This is a genomic window from Allobosea sp. TND4EK4, assembly GCF_900156025.1.
In the GTDB taxonomy this organism is placed as follows: Bacteria; Pseudomonadota; Alphaproteobacteria; order Rhizobiales; family Beijerinckiaceae; genus Allobosea.
Genome location: NZ_FTMO01000007.1, coordinates 158,466 through 174,254, shown reverse-complemented (window position 1 = coordinate 174,254; position 15,789 = coordinate 158,466). Strand labels below are relative to the sequence as shown.

At 67.6% G+C, this 15,789-nt stretch carries 12 protein-coding genes; 9 read left to right on the top strand and 3 right to left on the bottom strand.

Going from position 1 to position 15,789, the window contains the following annotated elements; translation table 11 throughout:
- Positions 1–21 precede the first annotated feature (21 nt).
- Complete coding sequence (locus BW981_RS14130) at positions 22–621, top strand: SCO family protein (protein ID WP_076440229.1); 600 nt, start codon at positions 22–24, stop codon at positions 619–621.
- Here BW981_RS14130 and BW981_RS14125 read toward each other — a convergent pair.
- The 3 genes from BW981_RS14125 to BW981_RS14115 form a co-directional block, all read right to left on the bottom strand.
- The gene (locus BW981_RS14125; RefSeq protein ID WP_083712357.1) at positions 566–2,494 is read right to left on the bottom strand and encodes a glycosyltransferase; all 1,929 of its coding nucleotides are present in this window, start codon (positions 2,492–2,494) and stop codon (positions 566–568) included. The genes BW981_RS14130 and BW981_RS14125 overlap by 56 nt on opposite strands.
- A 118-nt stretch (positions 2,495–2,612) precedes the next feature.
- Complete coding sequence (gene trpB / locus BW981_RS14120; protein WP_076440227.1) at positions 2,613–3,830, bottom strand: tryptophan synthase subunit beta; 1,218 nt, start codon at positions 3,828–3,830, stop codon at positions 2,613–2,615.
- On the bottom strand, positions 3,827–4,492 hold the full coding sequence (locus tag BW981_RS14115) for a phosphoribosylanthranilate isomerase (RefSeq protein ID WP_076440225.1): 666 nt from the start codon (positions 4,490–4,492) through the stop codon (positions 3,827–3,829). Before BW981_RS14115 ends, trpB begins: the two co-directional genes overlap by 4 nt.
- 136 nt (positions 4,493–4,628) lie before the next feature.
- Here BW981_RS14115 and BW981_RS14110 point away from each other — a divergent pair, with 136 nt between their 5' ends.
- The 8 genes from BW981_RS14110 to BW981_RS14075 all read left to right on the top strand — a co-directional run bounded on the left by BW981_RS14110 (position 4,629) and on the right by BW981_RS14075 (position 15,788).
- The gene (locus tag BW981_RS14110; protein ID WP_076440223.1) at positions 4,629–5,915 is read left to right on the top strand and encodes a TAXI family TRAP transporter solute-binding subunit; all 1,287 of its coding nucleotides are present in this window, start codon (positions 4,629–4,631) and stop codon (positions 5,913–5,915) included.
- Between the two features lie 155 nt (positions 5,916–6,070).
- Positions 6,071–7,894 (top strand): translational GTPase TypA, encoded by a 1,824-nt coding sequence (gene typA / locus BW981_RS14105; protein WP_076440220.1) that lies wholly within the window; start codon positions 6,071–6,073, stop codon positions 7,892–7,894.
- A gap of 150 nt (positions 7,895–8,044) precedes the next feature.
- On the top strand, positions 8,045–8,977 hold the full coding sequence (locus tag BW981_RS14100) for an aldo/keto reductase (protein ID WP_076440217.1): 933 nt from the start codon (positions 8,045–8,047) through the stop codon (positions 8,975–8,977).
- 190 nt (positions 8,978–9,167) lie between these two features.
- A complete protein-coding gene (polA, locus tag BW981_RS14095; protein ID WP_076440335.1) occupies positions 9,168–12,209 on the top strand; it encodes a DNA polymerase I in 3,042 nt (1,013 codons plus the stop codon).
- 85 nt (positions 12,210–12,294) lie between these two features.
- Positions 12,295–13,428 (top strand): AI-2E family transporter, encoded by a 1,134-nt coding sequence (locus BW981_RS14090; RefSeq protein WP_076440215.1) that lies wholly within the window; start codon positions 12,295–12,297, stop codon positions 13,426–13,428.
- A 113-nt stretch (positions 13,429–13,541) separates the two neighbouring features.
- On the top strand, positions 13,542–13,901 hold the full coding sequence (locus BW981_RS14085) for a glycine zipper domain-containing protein (protein WP_076440213.1): 360 nt from the start codon (positions 13,542–13,544) through the stop codon (positions 13,899–13,901).
- Between the two features lie 3 nt (positions 13,902–13,904).
- Entirely contained in the window at positions 13,905–14,336 is a 432-nt protein-coding gene (locus BW981_RS14080) for a hypothetical protein (RefSeq protein WP_076440211.1), read from the top strand.
- A gap of 159 nt (positions 14,337–14,495) precedes the next feature.
- Positions 14,496–15,788 (top strand): sensor histidine kinase, encoded by a 1,293-nt coding sequence (locus BW981_RS14075; RefSeq protein ID WP_076440209.1) that lies wholly within the window; start codon positions 14,496–14,498, stop codon positions 15,786–15,788.
- Position 15,789: the final 1 nt, after the last annotated feature.

Genomic DNA, 15,789 nt, shown 5'->3' with positions numbered 1-15,789 from the left:
GCGGCCATCTTTCGGATATCCATCGTGAACCGCCGCCTCGTCCTGCCCCTCGTCGTCTTCCTCTTCGGCGCGCTCGCGCTGGCCGCGGCCGCGATCCTGACCTTCTCGCCCGGTGCACGGACGACCAGTTCCGGAACGGCGAGCGTCGGCGGGCCGTTCACCCTGACCACGCAGGACGGCAAGCCGCTCTCGGACACCGATCTGAAGGGCTCGCCCTTCCTGGTCTTCTTCGGCTTCACCCACTGCCCGGATATCTGCCCGACCAAGCTCTTCGAGATTTCCGAAGTGCTGCGCGCCGCCGGCGACGGCGACAAGGCGAAGAAGCTGAAGGCGCTCTTCATCACGGTCGACCCCGAGCGCGACACGCCCGAGACGATGAAGAGCTATCTCGGCTCCTTCGACTCGCGCATCGTCGGCCTCAGCGGCGATCGGCCGGCGATCGATGCGGCGATCAAGGCCTATCGCGCCTATGCCAAGAAGGTGCCGCTCAAGGACGGTGACTACACGATGGACCACACCGCGCTGGTCTATCTGATGGACAAGGACGGCGGCTTCGTCGGCGCCTTCAATATCGAGCAGCCGCCGGCGCAGGCGGCGGCCGAATGGCTGCGCCACTTCTAGGCTCCTCGGACGCCCCCGGCGCCTGCCGCCGGCGAGCCAGGCCGTGCTCGGTCTTGTTCCAGGCGAAGCGCCGCGCAAAGAACTCGTAGAACGCCATCCAGGCGGCGATCGAGACGAGCCCGTAATAGAGCGGCAGGATCGGCAGGAGCAGCAGCAGGCCGGGATCGCGCCGCCGGATGGCGCCGACGGCAGGCGGCGCAAAGAGCGCAACCGCTCCCAGCAGCCAGACCGTCGTGGCGAAGGCCGAGGTCAGCGTCACGAAGGGCGTCGGGGGCGAGAAGACCGACCCTTCCCAGTAGGCGGCGATCGTCGCCAGCGCGAAAATGGGGAAGCCCAGGGCCGTCACGATCGTGCCGATGATCAGCGACGTGAAGGTGATTGTGGCGGCAGGCCCGGCTTCCCGCAGCAGGGCGAGCGGCGCGCGCGAATGCGTCATCGCCGTCTGCATGTAGCCCTTGATCCAGCGGGAGCGCTGCCTGAGCCAGGCCTTGATGCTGACTGGCGCCTCCTCCCGCGTGTCCGAGGGCAGGTCGCCCATGCGATAGCCCGCCCTGACCAGCCTGAGGCCGAGATCGGCATCCTCCGTCACGTTCCAGGCGTCCCAGCCGCCGACCGCGCGCAGCGCCTGCGTGCGGAAATGGTTGGATGTGCCGCCGAGCATGATCGGCAGGCCCGCCGTCAGCAGTCCGGGATTCAGGACCTCGAAAAGGCTGGCATATTCAAGCGCGAACAGCGCCGGCAGCAGCCCCTCCTCGGCATGGTCGATGACGAGCCGGGCCTGCAGGCAGGCGAGTTCCGCCGGCGCGCGCTGGAAGCGCGCAGCCGCGAGGCGTAATTGCTGCGGATCGGGAATGTCCTCGGCGTCGAAAATGGTGAAGAGGGTGCCGCGCGCCTCACGCAGGGCGAGGTTGAGGGCACGCGGCTTGGTGCGCGGCTGGCCGGGCGGCATGACCGCCACCGTGACATGCGCGGGCAGCCGGAGCCGGGCCAGGGCGGCCCGCATGCCGTCGTCGTCGGCCTCGATCAGCAGGCGAATGTCGAGTTTCGCGGCAGGGTAGTCCAGCGCCGCCAGCCCGCGCAGCATCTGGTCGAGCACGGCCTCTTCGCGATAGAGCGGGATCGCGACCGTGTAGACCGGCAGCCTCGCATCGTCGAGGCGCCAGCGCTGGGTGCGCCAGAGGTCCTCGGCCTCAGGTTCGATCGACGCGGCGAGGCGCAGCAGGATCAGGCCGAGAAAGACCGGGCAAAGCAGCAGGGCCAGGGTGAAGAACGCCTCCAGCGGCGCTAGGACGCCTCCCAGCGCTGCGGCCGCCACGGCGACCCCGGCGGCGATCTTCTGGCCGCGACTGGCCTTCAGCCGAGCGCTGTCGCGGACAAGACCCGCCTCGTCGAGATTGGCGGCATGCAGAGCGACGTCCGACGCATTGGCCAGGCGCAGCGCCTTGGCGAAGCGACGGGGCGTCGTGACGGCCACGTCGTCACGCGCCCGCGGTCCGGCCTCGATCATCCTGCGCAGCCCGGCCTCCTGCGGCGCGAGGATGAAGCGGTAGTGCCCGGTCTGACTTGACGCGCCGGGCGCGATACCGGCTCGCAGCACTGCCTCATACTCGCCGCCAGCCGCGAGTGCGAAGGCGTTTTCGCAGAAGGGTAGTGCCAGCTCGGCCGCAAAGGCGCGGTAGTACCGGTCCTCGTCGATCAGGCGGAGCGCGTAGGCCTCGCGCAGAGGCGACGTGCCATTGCGCGTGGCTCGCGTCGCGGCTGCAGACAGGCCAGAGGGCGACAGGCCGTGGCGTTGAAGGAATGCGAGCTCGACCGGCAGAGCGAAGTCTCGCCGCTCGGCATCCTCCGCTTCGTTCGCCCCCGCGCCGCCCAAATCGGCCAGACCTCGCGCAATCCGTTCCGGCTGTGCCGCCAGTCGCGACAAGCCTTGCCGAATTGCACGCAGGAGTCGAGTCCGGACGACGCCAAGAGAACTGGCCTGCCGAAAGAGCTCAGCGGCTGCCCAGAATCTCCGCCACCTGCGGGATGTCCTTGTCGCCGCGGCCGGAGAGGTTGACGACCATCAGATGGTCCTTCGGCTTCTGCGGGGCAAGCTCGGCGACGCGGGCGAGGGCATGGGCCGGTTCGAGGGCCGGGATGATGCCCTCAAGCTTCGAGATCAGCTGGAAAGCCTCCAGCGCTTCCTCGTCGGTCGCGGACAGATAGGTCGCGCGGCCGATATCGTGCAGCCAGGAATGCTCGGGGCCGATGCCGGGATAGTCGAGCCCCGCCGAAATCGAATGCGCGTCGGTGATCTGCCCGTCATCATCCATCAGCAGGAAGGTGCGGTTGCCGTGGAGCACGCCGGGTCGCCCGCCGGTGAGCGAAGCGGCATGCAGCCCGCTCGCGACGCCGTGGCCGGCGGCCTCGACGCCGTAGATCTCGACCGAAGGGTCGTCCAGGAAGGGGTGGAACAGGCCCATCGCGTTGGAGCCGCCGCCGATGCAGGCGATCAGCGAGTCGGGAAGGCGGCCTTCCGCCTCCATCATCTGCTCGCGGGTCTCCTTACCGATGATCGACTGGAAGTCGCGCACCATCGCCGGATAGGGATGGGGGCCGGCCACCGTGCCGATGCAGTAGAAGGTCGTGCCGACATTGGTCACCCAGTCGCGCAGCGCCTCGTTCATCGCGTCCTTCAGCGTCTTGGTGCCGGATTCGACCGGTACAACGGTGGCGCCGAGCATCTGCATGCGGAACACGTTGGGCGCCTGCCGGGCGACGTCGACCGCGCCCATATAGACGATGCATTCCAGCCCGTAGCGCGCGCACAGCGTCGCGGTGGCGACGCCGTGCTGGCCGGCGCCGGTCTCGGCGATGATCCGCTTCTTGCCCATGCGCCGTGCCAGCAGGATCTGGCCGAGCACGTTGTTCACCTTGTGGGAGCCGGTGTGGTTCAGCTCCTCGCGCTTCAGATAGATCTTTGCGCCGCCGAAATGCTCGGTCAGCCGCTCGGCGAAATAGAGCGGCGAGGGCCGGCCGACATAATGCTTCAGCCCGTCCATCGTCTCGGCGTGATAGGCGGGGTCGGCCTTGGCGGCGTTGTAGGCTTCTTCCAGCTCGAGGATCAGCGGCATCAGCGTCTCGGCGACGAAGCGGCCGCCGAACAGGCCGAAACGGCCGTTCTCGTCCGGCCCGTTGCGGTAGCTGTTCGGATGGGAGGGGGCGTTCATGCGCTCGAACCTTCTTGCACCGAGGCTGCGGCTTTGCGGGCCGCTGCGACGTATTCCACGATCCGGGCCGGATCCTTGACCCCCGGAGCGCTCTCGACACCGGATGATACGTCGACACCGGCCGGTCGGGTCACATGGACCGCCGTGCCGATATTCGCCGGATCGAGCCCGCCCGATAGCATGAAGGACAGCGCAGGGTCGAGGCTGGCGAGCAGGCCCCAGTCGAAGGGCCGGCCGTGCCCGCCGGGATAGGCCGCGTCCTTCGGCGGCTTGGCATCGAGCAGGATGCGGTCGGCCACGCCGGCATAGCGTGCGATGCCGCCAAGGTCGTCCGCGGCGGCGATGCCGAGCGCCTTCATCACCTGCCGGCCGCTGGCCGCTGCAAGGCCGGCCACCGCCTCCGGCGTCTCCGATCCGTGGAGCTGCAGCCAGTCCGGCCTCAGCATGCCCGCCATCTCCGCGGCCCGCGTCCCGTCCCAATCGACGATCAGCGCGACGATCTCGGCCTTGCCGCGTGCGATGCCGGCCAGTTCGACGGCCTGTTCCATCGTGACATGGCGCGGGCTTTTCGGATGAAGCACAAGCCCGATCATGTCGGCGCCGGCTGCAAGAGCCGCCTCCATCGTCTCGGGTGTGGACAGGCCACAGATCTTGATCAGCACGCGCGGAACCTTTCTTCGCCGCGGCTCTTAGCATGAGGCCGCGCAAGGTGCATGCCGTTACGGTCATGCCGCACTTGCGACATCATCGCGAGAGAAGCCATGCTGGCGCGAGGCTGAGGGGGACAAGGCATTGGGCATGGGGCGGCGCGGGTTTCTGGTGCTGGCTGGCCTCCTCGCCTTGTCCGGCATGGCGGCCACGGCCTTTTACCTCTTCACCCAGCCTCGCACCTTGCGGCTCGCTGTCGGGCCGCTCGGATCGGAGGATGCGCGGATGGCCGCCGCCTTCGTGCAGGGGCTCAACCGCGACAAGGCTTCGGTGAGGTTGCGGCTGATCCTGACGGAAGGCTCGGACGACAGCGCGAAGAAGGTCGATGACGGCCAGGCAGAGCTCGCCATGCTGCGCCCGGACATCGCGGTGCCGTCCAGGGCCGACACGGTGCTGATCACGCGCCGGAGCTACCCCTTCTTCATCACCAACAAGGACAGCGGGATCGGCCGCATCGCCGACCTGCGCGGGCGCAGGGTGGGCGTTTCGCGCAATCCGGCTGGAAACATCGCGCTGCTGAAGCGGGTGCTCGCCCAGTATGAAGTCGGTGCTGACGAGCTGGGGATCGTCGGCCTGAACCAGGACGAGATCGTCCAGGCCGCCCGCGACAGGCGCATCGACGCCTTCTTCGCGATCCATGCCGTGGGTTCCCACACCAACAATGATGGGCTGAAGCGGCTGCGCTCGGCCTGGGGGGAGGACCCGGTCCTGATCCCGATCCGGGAGGCCGCTGCGTTGGCGGCGCATTACCGGGCGATCGAAACCGGCGAGATCGTGCGCGGGGCGCTGGGGGGCGATCCGCCCCGTCCGGCCGAGAGCCTGCCGACGATCTCGATTACCTCCCGGCTGGTCGCCGCACAGAGCCTCGACGATAATCTCGTCGGGGAGCTGACCAAGGACATCCTCGATCTGCGCCTCACGCTGGCCTCGGAGCTGCCAGCGATCCAGGCGCTCGAGACGCCAGCGACAGACAAGGACGCCCCGCTCCCGGTCCATTCCGGTGCGGCCGCCTACATCGACGGCGAGCAGGAGAGTTTCTTCGACCGCTATGGGGACTGGTTCTATATCGGCGCCATGGTTCTGTCCGGCGTCGGCACCGGCGGGGCCGCCCTGCTCGGCCGCGAGAGCGCCAACCGCCGCCGCCGCGCGATGCAGGGGCTCGACGAACTGCTGACGCTGCTGGGTGTGATCCGCTCCTGCGAGGACGAGGCCGAGCTGCTGGGGCTGGGCCGGGAGGCGGACATCATCCTGAGCCGCGTGCTGACCGACTACGCCAAGGGCGATCTCGACGTCGCGGCGCTCGCAGCCTACCGGCTGGCGATCGACCAGGTCGGCCGCGCCGTGGCCGAAAGGCAGCGGGTGCTGGCCGAGGACTGAGGGGGCGTTCACCTTTCGGCACGGGCTGCGGTTGCCGAAACGCCCTCCAGCGTTTATGTGCAGCGCAACGAATTCCAGATTCACGTGAAACAGGCTGCGCCGGCGGGGCTTCGCCCCTGACCGGCCCGTGGCCTTGAAGACAAGGCCCTACCTGCATGTCCATGCGCAACATCGCGATCATCGCGCACGTCGACCACGGCAAGACGACGCTCGTCGACAAGCTCCTGCAGCAGTCCGGCACCTACCGCGACAACCAGCGCGTGATCGAGCGGGTGATGGACTCCAACGACCTGGAAAAGGAGCGTGGCATCACCATCCTGGCCAAGGCGACCTCGGTCGTCTGGAAGGACACGCGCATCAACATCGTCGATACGCCCGGCCACGCCGATTTCGGCGGCGAGGTCGAGCGCATCCTGAACATGGTCGACTCGGCCATCGTGCTGGTCGATGCGGCCGAGGGCCCGATGCCGCAGACCAAGTTCGTGGTCTCCAAGGCGCTGAAGCTGGGCTTGAAGCCCATCGTCGCGATCAACAAGGTCGACAAGCCTGACGCCCGCACCACCGAAGTCATCAACGAGGTCTTCGACCTCTTTGCCGCCCTCGACGCCACCGACGAGCAGCTCGATTTTCCGATCCTCTATGGTTCGGGCAAGCAGGGCTGGATGGCGCATGATCCTGCCGGCCCGCAGGACCAGGGCCTGGCGCCGATGTACGACCTCATCCTCTCCCATGTGCCCGAGCCGCGCATCGAGGAAGGCCCGTTCCGCATGATCGGCACGCTGCTGGAGGCCAACCCCTATCTCGGCCGCATCATCACCGGCCGCGTCGTTTCCGGTTCCGCCAAGCCGAACCAGCAGATCAAGGTGCTCTCGGGCGACGGCTCCACCGTCGAGACCGGCCGTATCACCAAGATCCTCGCCTTCCGCGGCCTCGAGCGCACACCGATCGAGGAAGCGATCCCCGGCGACATCGTCTCGATCGCCGGCCTGGTGAAGGGCTCGGTCGCCGACACCTTCTGCGACCCCTCCGTCACCGAGCCGATCGAGGCCCAGCCGATCGATCCGCCGACCGTCTCGATGACCTTCATGGTCAACGACTCGCCGTTGGCCGGCACCGAGGGCGACAAGGTCACCACCCGCGTCATCCGCGACCGCCTGCTGAAGGAAGCCGAGGGCAATGTCGCGCTCAAGATCGAGGAGGCTACCGACAAGGACAGCTACATCGTCTCGGGCCGCGGCGAACTCCAGCTCGCCATCCTGATCGAGACCATGCGCCGCGAGGGCTTCGAGCTCGGCGTCTCGCGTCCGCGCGTGGTGCTGAAGCGCGACGAGAGCGGCCAGCTGCTCGAGCCGATCGAGGAGGTCATCATCGACGTCGACGAGGAGCATTCCGGCGTCGTCGTGCAGAAGATGTCGGAGCGAAAGGCCGACATGCTGGAGATGCGCCCCTCCGGCGGCAACCGTCTGCGCCTGGCCTTCCATGCCCCGACGCGCGGCCTGATCGGCTACCAGGGCGAGCTCCTGACCGACACCCGCGGCACCGCGATCATGAACCGCCTGTTCCATGACTACATGCCCTATAAGGGCGAGATCGGCGGCCGCCGCAACGGCGTGCTGATCGCCATGGAGACCGGCGAGGCCGTGGCCTATGCGCTGTGGAACCTCGAGGATCGCGGCCCGATGATGATCGAGCCGGGCTGGAAGGTCTATCAGGGCATGATCGTCGGCGAGCACACCCGCGAGAACGATCTCGAGGTGAACGTGCTCAAGGGCAAGAAGCTCACCAACATCCGCACCACCTCGAAGGACGAGGCCGTGCGCCTGACCCCGCCGATCCGCATGACGCTGGAGCGTTCGCTGGCCTGGATCGACGACGACGAGCTGGTCGAGGTGACGCCGAAGTCGATCCGCCTGCGCAAGGCGGTCCTCGACCCCAACGAGCGCAAGCGCTCGCAGAAGCAGAAGGCCGAAGTGGCCTGATACCGATGCCCGGGCGCGACGCCCGGGCATTTTTGTTTCGGGTCTGCCGCGGGCCTGCGCTGGGTGCAGCCCTTGACTGACGGCTGCGGCGATTGCCCTGCCGCTCCCGCTCTGGTCCTGTGCGCGCCTGTTCAGGGAAGGACCATCGCCATGCAGTTCCGCAATCTCGGCCGCTCGGGCCTGCGCGTCTCGCTCGTCGGCCTCGGCTGCAACAATTTCGGCGGGCGCATCGACCTGGACGCGACGCGCAAGGTCGTCGATGCCGCGATCGAGCACGGCATCACCCTGTTCGATACCGCCGACATCTATGGCGAGAAGGGCGGCTCGGAGACGGCGCTGGGCCAGGTCCTGGGTGCGCGGCGCAAGGACATCGTGCTGGCCTCGAAGTTCGGCATGAAGATGTTCCATGGCGGGCAGGGCGGCTCGCGCCGCTACATCATGAGCGCCGTCGAGGAATCGCTGACGCGCCTGAAGACCGATTGGCTCGACCTCTACCAGTTCCACACGCCCGATCCGCTGACGCCGATCGACGAGACGCTGCGAGCGCTGGAAGACCTCGTGACTCAGGGCAAGGTCCGCTATGTCGGCTGCTCCAACATGGTCGCCTGGCAGGTTGCCGACGCGCAGTGGACGGCGCGCGAGCTCGGGCTCCCGGGGTTTGCCTCGGCGCAGGACGAGTACAGCCTGCTGAAGCGCGCCGCCGAGAAGGACCTGATCCCGGCGATCTCCCATTACGGCATGGGCCTGCTGCCCTATTTCCCGCTCGCCAACGGCGCGCTCACCGGCAAGTACAAGCGCGGCGCGGCGATGCCGGAGGGGGCGCGCCTGACCAAGCTGCCCGAACGGGCCGGCCAGATCTTCAGCGAGGACAACTGGCGCAGGATCGAGGGGCTCGCTGCCTTCGCCGAGCAGCGCGGTCATAGCCTCGTCGAACTGGCCTTCTCATGGCTCGCGGCCCAGCCCGTGGTCTCCAGCGTCATCGCTGGCGCGACGAAGCCGGAGCAGATCGCCGCCAATGTCAAGGCCGCCGACTGGGCGCTGACGGTGGAGGACCTGGCCGAGATCGACAGGATCACGCAGTAACGAAGGGCATCGTTCTCGGGCCGCGCTTTGCGCGGACCCGGGAATCTCTTGCCATCTGAGGCGCTGGAGGGTGCTTGTCCCCGGATGCACGGGGCGAGCCCGAGCAGGACGGGCCAATCCTGACAGCTTCGGGCCTCGGCACGCGCAGAGCCCATGGACCGCGCCCTTGGCCCCGCCTATGGTCCGCGCCATGAGCGAGAAAGCCTCCCCCGCGCCTGCGCTGAAGCCCGGTGACCATCTTTTCCTGGTCGACGGCTCGAACTTCATCTTCCGCGCCTATTTCCAGTCGATCAATCAGGACCGGAAATACAATGCCCGCTCGGACGGGCTGCCCTCCGGCGCGGTGCGGCTCTTCGCGACCAAGCTCTTCCAGTTCGTGCGCGAGGGCGTGTTGGGTGTCCGGCCGACGCATTTGGCCATCGTCTTCGACAAGTCCGAGAACTCGTTCCGCAAGGCGATCTACCCGGCCTACAAGGGCAACCGTTCGGAGCCGCCGGCCGATCTCATCCCGCAATTTCCGCTCATGCGCGAGGCGGTGCGCGCCTTTGGCCTCATCCCCGTCGAGCAGGACGTCTATGAGGCGGACGACCTGATCGCGACCTATGCGAAACAGGCCAGAGCGGCCGGCGCCGATGTGCTGATCGTCTCCGCCGACAAGGACCTGATGCAGCTCGTGCGGCCGGGCGTCGCCATGTACGACCCCGCCTCCGGCGACCAGAAGAAGGGTGCCGGCTTCCGGGCCGAACGCCGCATCGGCGAGCCCGAAGTCGTCGAGTATTTCGGCGTGACGCCCGACAAGGTGACCGCCGTGCAGGCGCTGGCCGGCGACGCCACGGATAACGTTCCCGGCGCGCCGGGTATCGGCATCAAGACGGCCGCCCAGCTCATCGGCGAATATGGCGATCTCGAGACGCTGCTGGCCCGCGCCGGCGAGATCAAGCAGCCCAAGCGCCGCGAGACCCTGACCAATCCCGAGGTGATCGAGAAGGTCCGAATCTCGCACAAGCTCGTCACGCTCGTCGACGATGTCGAGGTCGAAACGCCGCTGGAAACCCTGACGCTCGACCAGCCGGACCCCGCCAAACTCATCGCCTTCCTCAAGGCGATGGAATTCACCACCATCACCAAGCGCGTCGCCGAGGCCTATGAGGCCGATGTCGGCGCGATCGATGCCGATCCCGCACTGGCGCCGGGCGGCACGCGCGCGGCGGAACTCAAGGCGCTCCATGCCGGCGCCGACGCGATCGAGGATGCCGTCTCCGGCATCACGCCGGCGGCGCCGACGGCCGGTGCGACGCTGGCGGAAGCCTCCGGGGGCGAAGCGGGCTGGCTGAAGCCGGCTGATCTCGCCGCTGCCCGCAAGAACGAGGCGCTCGCGATCATGGTCGACCGCTCGCGCTATGAATGCCTGCGCACGCTGGCCGATCTCGAACGCTGGGTCGGTTGGGCCTACGAGACCGGCCATGTCGCGCTCGACACGGAGACCAATTCGCTGGACGCGATGCAGGCGGACCTCGTCGGCCTGTCGCTGGCGGTTGCGCCCAACCGCGCCTGCTACGTTCCGCTGCAGCATCGCGCGGGGGATGGCGGGCTCTTCGATGAGGGCCTGCTGCCGGACCAGATCCCGCTCGCCCAGGCCGTCGCGGCGCTGAAGGCCCTCTTCGCCGATCCGGGCGTGCTCAAGATCGGCCAGAACCTGAAGTTCGACCTGCTCGTGCTGGAGCGGCACGGCCTGACCGTCCGCGGCATCGAGGACACGATGCTGATCTCCTATGCGCTCGATGCCGGCGCCACCAGCCATGGGATGGACCGGCTCTCGCAGCTTCATCTCGGCCACGAGACGATTCCCTATGCGCAGGTTGCCGGCACCGGAAAATCGCAGATCACCTTCGACAGGGTGCCGCTCGACAAGGCGACCGAGTATGCGGCGGAGGATGCGGACGTCACGCTGAGGCTCTGGCTCGCCCTGAAGCCGCGCCTCGTCGCCGAGAAGAAGACGTCGGTCTACGAGTTGCTGGAACGGCCGATGGTCGCCGTGCTCGCCGACATGGAAAAGCGCGGCATCGCCATCGACCGGCAGATCCTCTCGCGCCTCTCTGGCGAGTTCGCCCAGAGCCTGGCGCGGCTGGAGGACGAGATCTACGAACTCGCCGGTGAGAAATTCACCATCGGCAGCCCGAAACAGCTCGGCGACATCCTGTTCGGCAAGATGGGTCTGGCCGGCGCCAAGAAGACCGCGACGGGCCAATGGGCGACGGGGGCCGGCGTGCTGGAGGAGCTGGCCGAGCAGGGCCATCCGCTGCCGTCGAAGATCCTCGAATGGCGCCAGCTCGCCAAGCTCAAATCGACCTATACCGACTCGCTGCCGGCCTATGTGAACCCGCAGACCCACCGCGTGCACACTTCCTTCGCGCTGGCTGCGACCACCACCGGCCGGCTCTCCTCCTCCGAGCCCAACCTTCAGAACATCCCGATCCGCACCGAGGCCGGCCGCAAGATCCGCACGGCCTTCGTGCCGGAGAAGGGCTTCAAGCTGGTCTCCGCCGACTATAGCCAGATCGAACTGCGCCTGCTTGCCCATATCGCCGAGATCCCGCAGCTCCGGCAGGCCTTCGCCGACGGCATCGACATCCACGCGATGACGGCGTCGGAAATGTTCGGCGTACCCGTGCAGGGCATGCCGAGCGAGGTGAGGCGCCGCGCCAAGGCGATCAATTTCGGCATCATCTATGGCATCTCCGCCTTCGGCCTCGCCAACCAGCTCGGCATCGGCCGGGAGGAGGCCGGCGCCTATATCCGGAAATATTTCGAGCGCTTCCCCGGCATCCGCGACTACATGGACCAGACCAAGACCTATGTGCGGACGCATGCGAAGGTCACCACGCTCTTCGGCCGCGTCTGCCATTTCCCGGCCGTCGCGTCCAAGAACCCGTCCGAGCGCGCCTTCGTCGAGCGCCAGGCGATCAACGCGCCGATCCAGGGCTCGGCGGCCGACATCATCCGCCGCGCCATGATCCGGATGGATGCGGCTCTCGAGGCCGAGCGGCTGAACGCCCGCATGCTGCTGCAGGTCCATGACGAGCTGGTCTTCGAGGTGCCCGAGGACGAGGTCGAGAAGACCTTGCCGGTGATCGAGCGTGTGATGATCGAGGCCCCGCACCCCGCCGTGCAGCTGCGCGTGCCGCTGGCCGTCGAGGCGCGCGCGGCCGGCAATTGGGACGAGGCGCACTGAGGGGGCCGCCGGAACCGGCGCATCCGGCCGCGCGTTCACTGTCGGACGCGCCGAGTGCGCGGGGTGCGCGTCAGGACCACGAAACATGCTCAACTCCTCGGCCTGGAGGCCGTTTCCTCGCTACATGGTGGAGCAGGGCAGCTCCGAGGAGCCGGACGCCGACGTCACGCCCTATGAGCACGACCTCATCCTCCGCTATGCGATCGTCGGCATCTTCGTCATCCTCTTCACCGGCACGCTCTATCTGATGAGGGTGATCGCTGTTCCCGTGACGGCGGGCGTGATCTTCGGCCTCGTGTTGGGCCCTCTCGTCGACTGGATGGTGAGGCACCGCGTTCCGCAGCATCTCGCGGCGGCGCTCGTCGTCCTGCTGTTCGTGGCGTTGCTGGCGATGGCGATCGGCGTACTCGCCGTGCCGATGGCGGCCTGGAGCGATCAGGGCCCCGCGATGATGGCGGCGCTTAAAACCAAGCTCAACGGAATGTTTACCGTCATGGACGACTTCAAGCGCGGCCTGACGGGGCTGACCGGCCATGGCGGCGATATCAGCGTCTCCCAGGGCAATCCGCTGATGGACATCGCCATGTCGTCCTCCGCGGCAGCAGGCGGGTTGCTGCTCTTCGTCGCGACGATCTATTTCTGGCTGGCGACGCGCCGCCACCTCAAGGCGCGCATCCTGCGGCTGTGCCTTGGCCGAAGCGCCCGCAAATCCGCCGGCTCCTTTTTCGAGGAGATCGAGGAGCGGGTGGCGCGCTATTTCGCGCTGGTCACCGTGATCAATCTTGGCATGGGCCTGCTGACGATGGCGATCGCCTGGCTCGCGGGCCTGCCCTTCCCGATTTTCTGGGGCGCGCTCGCCTTCCTGCTCAACTACCTTGCCTTCATCGGCCCGGTCATCGTGGCCGTGGCGCTGTTCGCGGGCGCTCTGATCGATGCGCCTTCAGTGCTGGCCGCGGCTTGGCCGGCCGCTGCCTATTACGGGCTGCATCTTGTCGAGGGCAATGCGGTGACGCCGGTATTCGTCGGCTCGCGGCTGACGATCTCGCCCTTCCTCGTCTTCATCGGCTTCATCTTCTGGCTCTGGCTCTGGGGTCCGGTCGGTGCGGTGCTGGCGACGCCGATCATCATCGTCGCCATGGTCGCGCAGGAGGAGTTTGCGCGCTACCGTCTGGAGAAGGTGAAGGAGGACGAGGCACAGGCCGAGCCCGCCGCCGGCTGACGAGGGAACAGAACCGCATGTCCGGCGTTGGCTGAAAGTCGCGCAGTGCCCTTGCGGTGTGGGCATTGTCTCGACACGATCACCTTTATCGAAACCACAAGGAAGCGATCCTCATGGCCACCACTGAATCCGCGAAGCGTCAGGCAGGCGCCGCTGCCAAGCGCGTCAAGGCGCAGATCGAGGCCGGAGCGGAAGACGTCGCGGCCGAGGCCCGCCGCACCGGAGAGCGGGCCAAGCGCCAGGCCGGCGCTCTCGAGGACACGCTCGCCCGTGGCGCCGAGGATATCGCGGCCACCGTCAGCGAGCGGCTGCGCGCGGTGGGCGTCGATGCCGACCGCATGGTCGATGTTGCGAAGGAACAGGCTTCCGAGCTGCAGCAGCTGATCGAGGACGAGATCCGCGAGCGGCCGTTGCGCGCCCTCGGCGTTGCGGCGATGGTCGGCCTGTTCGTCGGCTACCTTTCGGCGCGCTAGGCCATGTTCGGGGGGCTCGGATCCTACATCGCCTCGGAAGTGTCGGGGTCGGTCAGGCGCAACGTCGCAATTTACGGCCTGTTCGGCTTGACCGGGCTGCTGTTGGTCTGCGCGGCGGGCTACGCCCTCAGCGCGCTCCACACGGTGTTGAGCCTGAGCTACGGCCCTGTGGCCGCCAGCTTGTGGATCGCTGGCGGCCTCGCTCTGGCGGCAGTGCTCGCGCTCTGTACGGCTCTGTACATCAAGAACCGAAAGCGGCCTTCCCGGCCAATTCCGGCGGCCGCCGCTTTCGCGGCCGCTCCGCTGGCCGCCAGGCTGATGACTTCCCGAACCGGCTGGCGGGTGGTCGCTCTGGGTGGAATCGCGGTCCTTGGGACGATCATCGGCCGTCAACTCTTCACCGGCGGCGCCGATGAGGATGACCTCGACGTGTAAGGTTCTGCGGAGGTGGCCGCCCGTCCCTCCTCGTCATTTTGCATTGGGAATCGGGCAGGCTCTGTTTAACACGGTGGCATGACGGATCAGGCGAGGTCTCGCAGACGGTTCCGGGCCGTGGCCCTTCCGGTGCTGGGAGCGAGAATTCGATCGGCGACGGTGACGATCATTGCGATCGGCGTTGTCGCGCTCGCGATCATCCTGGCGGCATGGATCAATCGGGAGGCTCGGCAGGCCGCCGATTCGGTGTCGCACGCCATCGAGATTCGCGAGCGGGCCGAGCGGTTCCTCGGGCGGCTGCGTGATGCGGAAACCGGCCAGCGCGGCTATCTGCTCACTGGCAAGGCCGCCTATCTCCAGCCGTTCACCGAAGGCAGCGCCGAAGCCGGCCCCGAGCTGGTGGTTCTGGACGCGCTTGTCGATACCGATCCCGGGCAGAAGGCGCGGGTCGAGATCCTTCGCGTGGCCATGCGGATCAAGCTCGAGGAGCTTACCCGGACCATCGAGCTGGAACGCTCGGGCCGCCGGGAGGAGGCTGTGGCCCTCGTCAGGGACGGGCCCGGCATCGCCGCGATGAGCCGGATTCGCGATACCGTCCAGGAGATCCAGCGAACCGAGAACGCCCGTCTCCTGTCGCTCTACCGCAGCGAGGAGCGCCGCCGGCTCTGGGGCAGCACCGGCATCGTCGTGGCCCTCGCGGGGCTTGCCTTCGCGGCGTGGCAGCAGTTGCGCAGCCGCCAGCGCCGCAGCGCGGCGCTGGCGCTGAGCAATGCCGAACTTGAGCAGATCGTCAGCGACCGCACCCGCCAGCTCGAAAGCGAACGCCTGCGCATCGAAGCGCTTCTGCGCGACGTCAACCACCGTGTCGGCAACAATCTCGCCATGGTCTCGGCCCTGCTCAACGTTCAGAGCCGGCAGAGCCCGGAGCCTGCGGTCAAGATGGCCCTGATGCAGGCGCAGACGCGCATCCAGGCGATCGCCGCCGGACAGCGCCGCCTGAGGCTCGATATCGACACGGACGAGGTCGATGCGCGGCCCTATATGGAGGACCTGCTGGCGGAGATCGGCAAGTCGGCCGAGGGCAGGCCGATCGCCATCGATCTCGACATGGATGCGATCCGCCTGCCCGGGCGCGACGCGGTGTCCTTCGTGGTGATCGTGAACGAGCTCGTCACCAACGCGATCAAGCATGCCTTCGCCGACGGCGCTTCCGGGCGCATTGCGGTTCGGCTGGAGCAGGTCGAGTTCGAGGGCGCCCCGGCGCTGTGCATGTCCATCGAGGATGACGGTGTCGGCATGCCGGAGGAGAATCACGGCAGCGGCCTCGGACAGACGGTGATCGCAAGCCTCCTGCGCAGCATGCGCGCGACCATGACGACCGAGCCGCTCCGCCCGGGCCAGCCGCGCCCCGGCACCTGCGTGAAAGTGACGTTCCCGAAGCGCGAGGCCTGAC

What these genes read in the sequence shown, in the direction of transcription:
- BW981_RS14100 (WP_076440217.1), top strand. Translation starts at nt 8,045, where the DNA reads ATGCAGTTCCGCAATCTCGGCCGCTCGGGCCTGCGCGTCTCGCTCGTC.
- trpB (WP_076440227.1), bottom strand. Translation starts at nt 3,830, where the DNA reads ATGAACGCCCCCTCCCATCCGAACAGCTACCGCAACGGGCCGGACGAG.
- BW981_RS14110 (WP_076440223.1), top strand. Translation starts at nt 4,629, where the DNA reads ATGGGGCGGCGCGGGTTTCTGGTGCTGGCTGGCCTCCTCGCCTTGTCC.
- BW981_RS14090 (WP_076440215.1), top strand. Translation starts at nt 12,295, where the DNA reads ATGCTCAACTCCTCGGCCTGGAGGCCGTTTCCTCGCTACATGGTGGAG.
- BW981_RS14085 (WP_076440213.1), top strand. Translation starts at nt 13,542, where the DNA reads ATGGCCACCACTGAATCCGCGAAGCGTCAGGCAGGCGCCGCTGCCAAG.
- polA (WP_076440335.1), top strand. Translation starts at nt 9,168, where the DNA reads ATGAGCGAGAAAGCCTCCCCCGCGCCTGCGCTGAAGCCCGGTGACCAT.
- typA (WP_076440220.1), top strand. Translation starts at nt 6,071, where the DNA reads ATGTCCATGCGCAACATCGCGATCATCGCGCACGTCGACCACGGCAAG.
- BW981_RS14080 (WP_076440211.1), top strand. Translation starts at nt 13,905, where the DNA reads ATGTTCGGGGGGCTCGGATCCTACATCGCCTCGGAAGTGTCGGGGTCG.